The sequence below is a fragment of the Bacillus sp. JJ634 genome, assembly GCF_036962285.1.
GTDB lineage: Bacteria > Bacillota > Bacilli > Bacillales > DSM-1321 > Peribacillus > Peribacillus asahii_A.
The window spans coordinates 25340-36463 of the sequence record NZ_JBALMU010000031.1 but is presented as its reverse complement, the minus strand read 5'-3'; the positions used below and the strand labels follow the sequence as shown (position 1 = coordinate 36463).

12 protein-coding genes and 3 pseudogenes are annotated in these 11124 nt (G+C 38.1%); 7 read left to right on the top strand and 8 right to left on the bottom strand.

Annotated elements, in window-relative coordinates:
• The first annotated feature begins 400 nt into the window (after positions 1-400).
• The 3 genes and pseudogenes from V7068_RS05830 to V7068_RS05820 form a co-directional block, all read left to right on the top strand.
• Positions 401-1153 (top strand): CsxC family protein, encoded by a 753-nt coding sequence (locus V7068_RS05830; RefSeq protein ID WP_499711516.1) that lies wholly within the window; start codon positions 401-403, stop codon positions 1151-1153.
• A gap of 494 nt (positions 1154-1647) precedes the next feature.
• Positions 1648-2142: pseudogene (locus V7068_RS05825) on the top strand (DUF7852 domain-containing protein); the annotation flags it as partial.
• A gap of 244 nt (positions 2143-2386) precedes the next feature.
• Positions 2387-2600, top strand: a pseudogene (locus V7068_RS05820) (UDP-glucose 4-epimerase); the annotation flags it as partial.
• A gap of 82 nt (positions 2601-2682) precedes the next feature.
• On the opposite strand, the gene V7068_RS05815 reads toward V7068_RS05820, so the two are convergent.
• The 5 genes from V7068_RS05815 to V7068_RS05795 all read right to left on the bottom strand — a co-directional run bounded on the left by V7068_RS05815 (position 2683) and on the right by V7068_RS05795 (position 5605).
• Positions 2683-3543 carry a DUF421 domain-containing protein gene (locus tag V7068_RS05815; RefSeq protein WP_499711514.1) on the bottom strand — a complete coding sequence of 287 codons (861 nt, stop codon included), beginning with the start codon at positions 3541-3543 and terminating at the stop codon, positions 2683-2685.
• Between the two features lie 37 nt (positions 3544-3580).
• Entirely contained in the window at positions 3581-3787 is a 207-nt protein-coding gene (locus V7068_RS05810; RefSeq protein ID WP_499711512.1) for a DUF1657 domain-containing protein, read from the bottom strand.
• Positions 3784-4803 carry a stage V sporulation protein AD gene (gene spoVAD, locus V7068_RS05805; protein ID WP_499711511.1) on the bottom strand — a complete coding sequence of 340 codons (1020 nt, stop codon included), beginning with the start codon at positions 4801-4803 and terminating at the stop codon, positions 3784-3786. The genes V7068_RS05810 and spoVAD overlap by 4 nt, the downstream gene beginning before the upstream one ends.
• Positions 4803-5282, bottom strand: a complete 480-nt coding sequence (spoVAC, locus tag V7068_RS05800) for a stage V sporulation protein AC (RefSeq protein WP_499711510.1) — start codon at positions 5280-5282, stop codon at positions 4803-4805. Before spoVAC ends, spoVAD begins: the two co-directional genes overlap by 1 nt.
• Before the next feature lie 116 nt (positions 5283-5398).
• Positions 5399-5605, bottom strand: a complete 207-nt coding sequence (locus tag V7068_RS05795) for a DUF1657 domain-containing protein (RefSeq protein WP_127758757.1) — start codon at positions 5603-5605, stop codon at positions 5399-5401.
• Between the two features lie 314 nt (positions 5606-5919).
• On the opposite strand from V7068_RS05795, the gene V7068_RS05790 reads away from it, so the two are divergent.
• From V7068_RS05790 to hflX, 4 genes and pseudogenes are all read left to right on the top strand, one after another.
• On the top strand, positions 5920-6120 hold the full coding sequence (locus V7068_RS05790) for a cold-shock protein (protein WP_119117518.1): 201 nt from the start codon (positions 5920-5922) through the stop codon (positions 6118-6120).
• Positions 6121-6338: 218 nt separating this feature from the next.
• On the top strand, positions 6339-6722 hold the full coding sequence (locus V7068_RS05785) for an ArsR/SmtB family transcription factor (protein WP_499711509.1): 384 nt from the start codon (positions 6339-6341) through the stop codon (positions 6720-6722).
• Positions 6703-8818 (top strand): annotated as a pseudogene (locus tag V7068_RS05780) (heavy metal translocating P-type ATPase). The gene V7068_RS05785 and the pseudogene V7068_RS05780 overlap by 20 nt, the downstream one beginning before the upstream one ends.
• A gap of 174 nt (positions 8819-8992) precedes the next feature.
• Positions 8993-10261 (top strand): GTPase HflX, encoded by a 1269-nt coding sequence (gene hflX, locus V7068_RS05775; protein ID WP_499711508.1) that lies wholly within the window; start codon positions 8993-8995, stop codon positions 10259-10261.
• Positions 10262-10342: 81 nt separating this feature from the next.
• Here the strand turns inward: hflX and yhfH (V7068_RS05770) are convergent, their stop codons facing one another.
• From yhfH (V7068_RS05770) to yhfH (V7068_RS05760), 3 genes are all read right to left on the bottom strand, one after another.
• Positions 10343-10483, bottom strand: a complete 141-nt coding sequence (gene yhfH, locus V7068_RS05770) for a protein YhfH (RefSeq protein ID WP_499711507.1) — start codon at positions 10481-10483, stop codon at positions 10343-10345.
• Between the two features lie 60 nt (positions 10484-10543).
• On the bottom strand, positions 10544-10681 hold the full coding sequence (yhfH, locus tag V7068_RS05765) for a protein YhfH (protein ID WP_119117513.1): 138 nt from the start codon (positions 10679-10681) through the stop codon (positions 10544-10546).
• An 82-nt stretch (positions 10682-10763) separates the two neighbouring features.
• Positions 10764-10901, bottom strand: a complete 138-nt coding sequence (gene yhfH, locus V7068_RS05760) for a protein YhfH (RefSeq protein ID WP_499711505.1) — start codon at positions 10899-10901, stop codon at positions 10764-10766.
• Positions 10902-11124: the final 223 nt, after the last annotated feature.

Genomic DNA, 11124 nt, shown 5'->3' with positions numbered 1-11124 from the left:
CCTACAATTTGTAAATAAGGCATGAGATAATCTCCTTACATCCTATATGTGGAGGTTTTTTTATGACAAAACAACTTATAAAGAAGAAATAGACAAAGTCTTACCTTGGTCAACGGATGTACCTTCCATATGCAAGGTACCGATAAAAAGGGAAGCAAACAAAAAATAGTCCCGAAAACACAATTTTTATCGTGTATTTGGGGGCTACTTGACGTTTACGCTTTTTTGTCCTAACAAACTTAGAATTAATAAGTCTTACGAGAAAGCCAAATATATATTGTTAACAATTTTATGAAAAAAGGGTACAAGCACTCCTCAATTAACCTATACCGTAAAGTGTTCGGTGCATAAAATATTTATGTAGTTAAATAATACTAACACAAGGTTAGGAGAGATATTAATGAGTCAATGTCCTAAAAAAGACGGTAGTCAACAGCCAATTTGTCCAGTACCTTCACGTCAACAAGGTAGATTGAATGATACGCCAGTCACAACAGTTTTGCAGCCAGGTACCCCAACTCTTAAAGTTCCAGTTGTATTAGCAGAGAGAACATTACAAATTGTTATTGAAGCAGATATTCCACTTCGTCCAGCAGCAGCTGAAATTAAGAGAGTACACAAGGATGTATTTTTAGACCAAGTTAAACTTGTACCAGTTGCATTTGCACCAATTCCGGGCACTAGCTTTTTTAATGTAACAAGAGCTAAATTATTCGTTTCTGGATTCATTCGCAAAAATATTGAGTATGCTTCAGCCCTATGTAATGGATTAATCCATGATCGAGTTGCAGAGGTTCCATTTACTGGGTTTGCAGAGCTCACAGCTGACGAGTTTTTTAACCTTCCAATTTTTGCCGCTTCTGCAGATGCAAGAGCTCAATTCCTGAATGACAAAAGTGGGTTGGCTCCTCGCTTGGATAAATTCTTCTTTCAAAATGCAGTTAATTATAACGAACAACCTTTTGGTGAGCTAATACGTGCAGAATTCTTTGAACTTGACTTTTCACCAGTTAAAGTAGGACTTCAGCGGGGATTTAGCACATTACGCGAAAAAATCGTAATGGACCTTACTTTAAAAGTTTTACAAGTTCAACAAGTTGAAGTCACTGGATCAGTAGTAATTCCAACATCTCCAGGAACTATTATTGGTTAATTTACCCATCATGAAAAGTGAAACAAGGGATGTTTAGCGCTATTTCGATAGTAACTCAACAATTCGTGTCAATAGAGACCATAAAGAGTGGACAAGTTTAAGTCACAGTGACATTCTTGTTTGTGGATAATTTGTTGATAGGAGCTTGCAGGGAGTATGAAGCCCTGCAAGTTTTTTGCTTTAGGTCGATCAATGATCTTTTGAAAAATAAAAAAGTTTTAAAATAGATCCTGACATCTGAAATGGGATTAGAAGTAATTATGATTGGATTTTCGGATTTGTAAGTTTTTCTTCGTCAAAGTATCCGTTTTTCCTTTTTGTTCTAACACTCCCAATTTTCCTAATACGATTAAGGTGAGACGAGTGTTGGCAGAACCGGAGATTCAAATTTGTATAGAAGCTCTTATTAACTTAGAAAAACCTGCGCTTGAAATAAAACGTGTGAAAAGGATGCTTTCTTAAAACAATGTAAACTAGTTCCGACTGTCTTCGATACAAAAGATCCTACTTTAGTAAGAGAGGGAAAATTATTCATTGAAGGTTGGGTCCGCAAAAATATTGAATATGCGACAAATGAAACTTCAACGAAAAGTGCTACTTGTGGTTTCATTCGACATATAACAGCACATGTTCCGTTTAGCTGCTGTACAAGAATTATATTCCTAGAAGGATCAGAGCCTATTATTCAGTTCAGCCAAGCTCTTCAAGCTGAATTCTTAAATAAGAAAGAGCATGGATCTCGACTAGACAAAGAATATTTTAGAAACACTGTGTTCTATGAACAACCTGAATGCGAACTTGTGAGCTCTCGATTTGATGAGTTAGATTTTGGTGACTTCATTGGATGGGGAGAAGAAAACAAAGCAAAATCACATACTTTCCAACAATTACGTGAAAAGTTAGTTCTTCATTTAACAATTAAAGTTCTTCAAACTCAACAATTTCTACTTTCACATTATTCTTTTCAAGAACTTCTAGAACTATTTTAAATCATGTCGAAAAGCAGTGGTTTTTTAGCACAGAATATTTAAACAATCGATTAGCACAATGGTTTGAGTCTTTATCAAGTTATATTAAGGGGCCATTGAAATTGTCCATGTGTGAAATTTGAGTTAATAAGATAATGAACAAAGCTATTTTGTCAATAAAGCGGTCACATTTTTTTACCAATCTGATTTCTTTTCCTTTCAGTCCTTAATACTGGGGAAGACTCCGACTTTCAAAAAAATAGAAACCTATAATTTAGGTACCGGCATTGGTTACAGTGTATTGGAAATAATCGCAGCTTTTGAAAAAGTATCTGGACGGAAGATTCCATATAAATTTGCTGAGCGTAGAGCTGGTGAGGTAGCAATCTGCTATGCGGATCCTCTAAAGGCAAAAATCGACCTAGGATGGATGGCTAAAAAGGGGAATTGAAGACATGTATGCAGATTTATGGAACTGACAATCGAAAAATATGAATGGGTATAGCTGATATGCATTATAATAAATACTTTAGCTCTAGCTTTATAAAGCTAGAGCTAAGTTTAGTCCTTTAGAATATACCCCACTTTATCAACTACTTCTTGAATTTTTTTACTATTTGCACTGTACATCTTTTTTGCTTCTGCATTTTTTGTTCCTAGGGCAAATAGTTCTAAGTCTGCTTGGCATTTTTTTAGTGTTGCATATAATAATGGCATTTCTTGTGGAGAGGGAACTTGGATTTTATCATCAAACAAATCAATGGTGAGTTGCCCATAAGAGTCAACTTGTCCAAGGAAGACATTTTCAATTGTGACTCCTAACTTTTCTAACTCCGTATGTAACCAACCTCTGCTTCGACCTGCCTGTAATAATGGCTCATCTAATACTTCACCATCCATAATGACCGTTTGCGGTTCTTTAACAGATGGAAATTTCATATTCAAATCTTTCGGTGTTAAAGGCTGGTTTTCCTTTTTTAACATAACATTGAAGTCGCCCGTTGCCTCTAGTACAGCGAACTCTACATCGGCGACGCGGTAGACATCTTTTTTTCGAAGCAATGTTAATAATTCATCTGTCGTGTATCGTTCTTTTTTTAGATTTTCTTCTAATACTTTTCCGTCTTTAATGAAAACCGTTCCTCTTCCTTCTATAAAGTCACGAAAGGGTTTGCTTTTTAACGAAAGTAATCCAGCAAGAAACGGAAGTACTGCAATAGTTAGCATGGATAGGACACCTAAAGAAACTTTTTGGTCCAAGCCAGTAACAACTTCAGCACCTATATTCCCAATTGTAATACCATTAACATATTCAAAGAAAGAAAGCTGGGAGATTTGTTTTTTTCCTAACCATTTCGTAATTAAAAAAAGAATAATTAGGAAAAAGATAGATCGCAGAACGATATTTAACCAATCCGGCATTTATTTGCACCTCCTAACATAGAGTCTGTTTTGTTAGCTAAAAACCTTTGTATTGAAATTCTTCTCTTTCCAATTCGCTCACTCGTTTTTGTAAATCTGTCACGACTTCATTGACAGTAAGCATTGTCTCATGGAAGGTGCGTTGTGATTCACTATCTTGAGATCGAATCGCTAAGCTAGATAAATTTGCTTCAATCCCTTTTAGACTTGCGAGACATTGTTTAACTTCTGAGGCGATAGTCATACGGTAGTTCCCCCTTCGTATTCGATTGATACCGCATGAGCGATACAAGGAATTGTTTCGCTTTGCTGAAAGGTAAGCGGAGAGAGTAGAGCTCCAGTTGCGACGACTAACATTCGTTTAAATTCACCCTGTTTCATCCGGTTTAATAAATGGCCGTATACAACGGTTGCAGAACAACCAGCACCGCTCGCTCCTGATAAAACGGGTTGTCCTTCTCGATAAATCATTAATCCGCAATCTTGATATTGATTTTCTTGTATAGGTGTTCCATGTTTCTTAAATAAATCAAATGACACTTCATGGCCAATCTTTCCAAGATCTCCTGTTACAATCAAATCATAATAAGAGGGATCGATATTTCGATCTTTTAAATGGGCCTCAATTGTATCAACGGCAGCTGGGGCCATAGCACCTCCCATATTAAATGGATCGGTTAATCCCATATCGATGACTCTCCCAATTGTCGCTGACGTGACGCAAGGTCCATCTCCTGTATCACTAAGTACAGCAGCTCCTGCGCCCGTTACTGTCCATTGGGCAGTGGGCGGTTTTTGGCCGCCATATTCTGTTGGATATCGAAATTGTTTTTCTACGGCTGCGTTGTGACTAGATGCTCCGGTTAATAAATATTTTGCTCCCTTAGCATTAATGATGGAAGCGCCTAGTGCTAATCCTTCCATTGATGTGGAGCAAGCACCGAATAGTCCAAAGTAGGGGGTACCAATCGTACGGGAGGCAAAGCTCGTTGGTGTGATTTGATTGATTAAGTCTCCCCCAAGTAGAAATTGGATTTGTTCTTTTTGAAGTTCAGCTTTTTCAATGGCGCGTAAACAGGCTTGTTCAAATAAGACTTTATGGGCTTTTTCATAGGAATCTTGATTAAGCCATAAATCTGAATGTAAGAGATCGAAATCATTGGGAATCGCCCCGTTTGCTTCAAAAGGACCTCCGACAGTACCTGTGGAGAGAATGACAGGCTTATGATCAAAAACCCATGTACGATGTCCTTGTAACATTATAAGCCCCCCCACTGTATTAAAATTGTTTTAATGAAAGCCACGATAAAAGCAGAGAATACGCCAAATAATATGACGGAACCCGCTAATTTAAAGAGATTTCCTCCGACACCTAACACAAATCCTTCTGTTCGATGCTCAATAGCAGCGGAAATAACAGCGTTGCCGAATCCAGTAAGTGGGATGGCAGAGCCAGCACCACCAAATTGCCCAATTCGATCATATACGCCAAAGCCTGTGAGCAACATCGCGATGAAGATGAGTGTTCCTGCGGTAGGGTTTCCCGCTGTTTGTTCTGTGAAATCAAAATAATAGATATAAAAGATTTGGATTGCTTGCCCAATTAAACAAATGGAGCCCCCTGTCAAAAATGCTTTCAGACAATTTTTGAAGACGGGCCTTTTGGTTTCAAGTTGTGATTGCATTTCTTGATATTGTTGTTGTACAGGTGTTAATAGCTTTTTTTTATTGTTTGACATACTCTGTGACTCCTCTTTCATTCTGAGGTTTCAATTTGTAAGAAAAGGTTGGTTAGAAGTAACCAACCTTTTCTTAATTATAAATTTTAATACCTAGCCTCAGGTGTCTTACGATTTTATTGTTGTTTGTATTGAGGCTCTTCTTCTTGAATTTGTTGAACGCGTGGAGAAAGGCTATCAACAATTGATTGCGTTTGTTGAGCTGCTTGTTGATATAGCTGCTTAGCTTGTTGGTTATCTGTTTGTAAAGCAAATGTTTCAAAGCTTGCTTGTATACCTTTTAATCCAGATAATGTTTGTTGAACTTGATTGATTACAGTCATTTTTAAAAGTCCTCCTATAAAATGTATTGAATTACAATAATAGAATGTTTAAAAATAAACTTTTTATGTGTGTTTGGAGCAGTAAAGTTATGGGATTTTATAACTGTGTCACAGTGACTTGAGTGATTGTGGACAAATTATGTATACATTTATGGATATTTAGTTTGCATTTGCTGTAAAATCCTGTTATGATAGGAGTAATTATTTTTGTTCGGTATTGAAGGATTCTTAAAGTGTAACTTTTCGTTTCGATGAAAACCTAGGGCAAGGATAGTAATATAATGTGCATAAGATGCACACAGGAGGCAACAACAATGGAACAAGGTAAAGTAAAATGGTTTAACGCAGAAAAAGGTTTCGGTTTCATCGAGCGCGAAAACGGAGATGACGTATTCGTTCACTTTTCAGCAATCCAAAGCGAAGGTTTCAAAACTTTAGAAGAAGGTCAAGACGTGACTTTCGAAGTTGAGCAAGGACAACGTGGAGCACAAGCTGCTAACGTTCAAAAAGCTTAATAAAACCTATACAAACCAAAAAAAGCAAACTCTATTATGGAGTTTGCTTTTTTGTGTAGAGCAGAATAAAGTCACAGTGACATTTAGGATTGTGAATAAACTGTGGATAACTTTAAATATTCAGAAATTTCATAAAAATCATTCAAACGCCTATTTGAATATAGAGTGTGGTGTGGTAGTCTATAATCAAATAAAGATTTGAATGAGGGATGTTGGAGATGGCTGATACAAAGGATTATTGTGAGGTTTATAGTTATGATGAACCAAAAGTGAATCGAGTCCAACAAGAAATGAGTACGGTCGATATTGCAAGTATCTCGAGGTTGTTTAAAGTCATTGGTGATGAGAATCGAGCCAAGATTGCCTATCTGTTGAGTCAGGAAGGCGAATTATGTGTGTGTGATATTTCCAATATTATCGGTGCTTCAATGGCGACCACGTCCCATCATCTAAGGACCTTATTAAAACATGCGATTGTGAAGTTTCGTAAAGAGGGGAAGCTAGCTTTCTATTCTTTAGACGATGACCATATTAAACAATTAATGATGATTGCTTTAGAGCATCAGCAGGAGGTGAAAGTCCATGGGCGAAGCACAGACTAAAACTTACCGAATTCAAGGATTATCTTGCACAAGCTGTGCAGCCAAATTTGAAAAAAAAGTAAAAGAATTAGATGGTGTAGAAGATGCCAAACTTAACTTCGGCGCCTCCAAAATTTCTGTGCAAGGTGAAGTGACAATTGAGGATTTAGAAAGAGCTGGTGCATTCGATCATTTAAAAATCCGTGATGATAAGGAGCAGGTTACTAAAAAAGAATCATTTTGGAAGCAAAAAGAAAATATAAAAGTATTGGTTTCAGCCATTTTACTTGTTTTAGGATGGCTCCTTAGCAAACAGTACGGTGAAGGCCATATCATATCCGTACTTAGCTATGCAGCATCGATTTTGATTGGTGGCTATGCTTTATTTATTAACGGATTGAAAAACTTAGTTAGACTTCAGTTTGATATGCATACGTTGATGACCGTTGCCATTATTGGGGCGGTATTCCTTGGAGAATGGGGAGAAGGTGCATCCGTTGTCATTTTGTTTGCGATTAGTGAAGTGCTTGAGAAATATTCAATGGATAAAGCGCGAAACTCTATTGAATCGCTTATGAATATTGCCCCGAAAGAAGCATTAATTCGTAAGGGACATCACGAAATGCTTATTCATGTCGATGATATTGAAGTCGGCGATATTATGCTTGTTAAGCCAGGGCAAAAGCTTGCGATGGATGGAATGATTATAAAAGGTGCTTCAACGTTGAATCAGGCAGCGATTACAGGTGAATCGGAGCCGATTTTTAAAACAATCGATGGAGAAGTGTTTGCCGGAACGTTAAATGGCGAAGGGTTATTAGAAGTTCAGGTAACGAAGCGTGTAGAAGATACGACACTTGCGAAAATCATTCATCTTGTGGAAGAGGCACAAGCAGAAAAAGCACCTTCCCAAGCGTTTGTCGATAAGTTTGCAAAGTATTATACACCAGCGATTATGCTGATTGCTCTAGCGATTGCTCTTGTGCCGCCGCTTTTTGCAGGTGGAGATTGGAGTGAATGGATTTATCGAGGCTTAGCGGTTCTTGTGGTCGGTTGCCCTTGTGCACTAGTCATCTCGACACCCGTTGCGATTGTGACAGCGATTGGGAACGCAGCGAAAAATGGTGTTCTTATCAAAGGTGGCGTGTATTTGGAGGAAACTGGATCGTTAAAAGCAATTGCTTTCGATAAAACAGGTACGCTAACAAAAGGAGTACCAGAAGTTACAGACTTTGTTTTATTAACACGAGATGTGAAAGAAGAAGATGTGTGGACGATTGCGGCAGGCGTTAGAGCATCGTTCACAGCACCCGCTCGCATCAGCTATTGTTCGAAAAGCAGAGGCGGTGGGGGCTTATGATCATGCAGTACATGTAGAAGATTTTACATCGATTACGGGTAAAGGCATTAAAGGAAGCGTTTCTAATTGTCTATATTTCATTGGCAGTCCTCAATTATTTGTTGCATACGATATAAATTTTCAAATCAAGCAGCAAATTAGCCAGCTTCAAAACGAGGGAAAAACAGTAATGGTCATTGGAACAGAGGTAGAGATATTAGCTTTGATTGCAGTAGCAGATGAAATAAGAGAGAGTAGTAAGGCAGCAATCCGCAAGCTTCATGCACTTGGCATTGAAAAAACAATTATGCTGACAGGTGATAATGAAGGCACCGCGAAAAGTATTGGAGCTATAGCTGGCGTCCATGAGATCCAGGCTAACTTATTGCCGCAAGATAAGCTTGCTTTTATAAAGAAAACACAAGAAACGTATGGACGGGTAGCGATGGTTGGTGATGGAGTGAATGATGCACCGGCTCTTGCATCCGCAACGGTTGGAATTGCAATGGGCGGAGCAGGAACGGATACAGCTCTTGAAACAGCAGATATTGCTTTAATTGGCGATGATTTATCGAAGTTACCCTATACAATTAAACTAAGCCGTAAAACATTACAGATTATTAAGCAAAATATTACATTTTCGCTTGCTATTAAGTTGATCGCGTTATTGTTAATTGCACCAGGTTGGCTAACACTTTGGATGGCGATTTTTGCGGATATGGGAGCAACACTTATTGTGATGCTGAATAGTTTACGATTATTACGTGTAAAAGATTAACAAAAGCTGCAGGATTTCTTCAGGAATTCTGCAGCTTTTATACTTTAAGAACGTTTAACCTTAAAGTAAAGATGCGACAAATCGTGTTTTTCTAACATTTTGAACGTACATTGTAAAAGGAAAATGCGTATGATAAGCTTTGGCTACATTTGTTGCTGTAAGGAGGAGATACATATGACGGAATTAGAGCAAAGAGCGATTTTAGTTGGCGTGAACTTGAATAATGAACGTGATTTTGAGTATTCGATGGAGGAGCTGGCCAATTTAGCGGCTGCTTGTGAAGTAGAGGTAGTCGGCGAGTTAAGTCAAAATTTGCAGCGAATCAATCCCTCGCATTATTTAGGTACAGGAAAGACGGAAGAAGTGAAGGCGTTAATCCATGCTCAGGATGCGAATTTAGTCGTGTTTAATGATGAATTGTCGCCCTCGCAAATTCGTAATTTGGAAAAGGACTTGGAATGTAAGGTTATTGATCGAACGATTTTAATTCTTGATATTTTTGATAAGCGAGCAAAGACGAAAGAGGCTCAGCTGCAAGTTGAAGTGGCCAAGCTTCGGTATATGCTGCCGCGTTTGAATGGTTTACGTGAATCGTTAGGAAGACAAAGTGGCGGTGTTGGCACGAGTAACCGCGGATCAGGTGAGAAACAAATGGAGTTAGATCGCCGCCGGATTGAAGAAAGAATAACGATGTTAAATAAAGAATTAGAGGAGCTTGTTGCGCATCGACAAACACAGCGAAAACAACGCAAGAAGAAGGGGCTGCCGGTTGCAGCGCTTGTTGGATATACAAATGCTGGAAAGTCAACATTTATGAATGCGTTTGTTGAGCGGTTTCACCCGGCCTTTCATGAGAAGCAAGTGTTTGAAAAAGATATGTTATTTGCAACGCTAGAAACATCAGTGCGTCATATTCCTTTACCTGATAAGAAGGAATTTTTATTAACAGATACAGTTGGGTTTGTATCCAAATTACCGCATCATCTTGTTAAAGCTTTTCGCTCTACATTAGAGGAAGTGGCGGAAGCGGATTTATTGATTCATGTCGTTGATTATGCGAATCCAAATTATGAACAGATGATAGAAATCACGAATGAGACGTTAAAGGGAATTGGGATTAAGGAAATTCCAACGATTTTTGCTTATAATAAGGCAGATTTGACGGAGGGAGAAATTCCTCGTGTAGCGGGAGATCGAATTTATTTATCTGCGAAAAAGCGAATTGGCATAGATGAGCTGATTGGCATGATTAAAGAGCAGCTGTTTCAAGATTATGTTCAGTGCCACATGCTCATTCCATATGACAAAGGGCAAATCATCTCCTATTTTAATGAACAGGCCAACGTCATAGAAACAACCTATGAAGAAAATGGCACCCTTATTCAACTTGAATGTAAACAAAGCGACTATGATAAATACCGAGCGTATGTTGTGTCACAGTGACATTTTAAGATGTGGATAATATGTGTATAACTTTGTGGATAAATAAAACCCTGGATGCTTTAGCATCCAGGGTTCTGTTGATTAGTATTCGTCTTTTTTAGATAAGCAGTGGTCGCATTCCATTAGGTATGATTCGTGTTGCTCCTGAATTTGTTGGCCGCATTCTGCACATTGTTTTGATGGTAAGTTACGGAAGAACTCCATTGGATTTTTTGTTTGCATGATTATTTCCCCCTATTATCATTTTTTGCAAATCTCATATACTTCAAAAAGTACTTATATTTATTCCTCAATTTTCGAAAGGCAACGATCACATTCCATTAAATAAGATTCTGCTTGCTCCACTACAGTTTCGCCACATTCTGAACAATGTTTAGCCGGGATACTTTTGAAAAACTCTACAGATTTTTTTGTTTGCATGATGATGCCCTCCTAAAATTTTTATATAAGTCCGTTCATATAGATAAAGCGCATACGGTTGCACAAGTGTGGGTAATTTTATTTATTCAGCTCGTTTTGAAAGGCAGCGATCGCACTCCATTAAATGGTCTAGTGAGTGAACTTTCATCCCTTCTCCACATTCCGGACAATGTTTCGTAGTTGTGCTTTTGAAAAACTCTACTGACTGTTTCCCTTGCATTTCTCGCTCCTCCTTTTTGTAGTACAGTTTTAATAATTTGTATGTTGTTATAATACAGTATATACCTTAAATTGGAAAATGTATAGGCTATTTTACAAAAAATTTCAAAAAAGAGAGCTGACTAGCGAAAAAGCTAGTCAGCTCAATGTTTATCCCACACTTAACGGGCAGTAAGCCCCTGCCTCAAGCTTACGAGGAAACAAAGAAGATAGGTGGGGGACAA

What these genes read in the sequence shown, in the direction of transcription:
- V7068_RS05830 (WP_499711516.1), top strand. Translation starts at nt 401, where the DNA reads ATGAGTCAATGTCCTAAAAAAGACGGTAGTCAACAGCCAATTTGTCCA.
- V7068_RS05815 (WP_499711514.1), bottom strand. Translation starts at nt 3,543, where the DNA reads ATGCCGGATTGGTTAAATATCGTTCTGCGATCTATCTTTTTCCTAATT.
- V7068_RS05810 (WP_499711512.1), bottom strand. Translation starts at nt 3,787, where the DNA reads ATGACTATCGCCTCAGAAGTTAAACAATGTCTCGCAAGTCTAAAAGGG.
- spoVAD (WP_499711511.1), bottom strand. Translation starts at nt 4,803, where the DNA reads ATGTTACAAGGACATCGTACATGGGTTTTTGATCATAAGCCTGTCATT.
- spoVAC (WP_499711510.1), bottom strand. Translation starts at nt 5,282, where the DNA reads ATGTCAAACAATAAAAAAAAGCTATTAACACCTGTACAACAACAATAT.
- V7068_RS05795 (WP_127758757.1), bottom strand. Translation starts at nt 5,605, where the DNA reads ATGACTGTAATCAATCAAGTTCAACAAACATTATCTGGATTAAAAGGT.
- V7068_RS05790 (WP_119117518.1), top strand. Translation starts at nt 5,920, where the DNA reads ATGGAACAAGGTAAAGTAAAATGGTTTAACGCAGAAAAAGGTTTCGGT.
- V7068_RS05785 (WP_499711509.1), top strand. Translation starts at nt 6,339, where the DNA reads ATGGCTGATACAAAGGATTATTGTGAGGTTTATAGTTATGATGAACCA.
- hflX (WP_499711508.1), top strand. Translation starts at nt 8,993, where the DNA reads ATGACGGAATTAGAGCAAAGAGCGATTTTAGTTGGCGTGAACTTGAAT.
- yhfH (WP_499711507.1), bottom strand. Translation starts at nt 10,483, where the DNA reads ATGCAAACAAAAAATCCAATGGAGTTCTTCCGTAACTTACCATCAAAA.
- yhfH (WP_119117513.1), bottom strand. Translation starts at nt 10,681, where the DNA reads ATGCAAACAAAAAAATCTGTAGAGTTTTTCAAAAGTATCCCGGCTAAA.
- yhfH (WP_499711505.1), bottom strand. Translation starts at nt 10,901, where the DNA reads ATGCAAGGGAAACAGTCAGTAGAGTTTTTCAAAAGCACAACTACGAAA.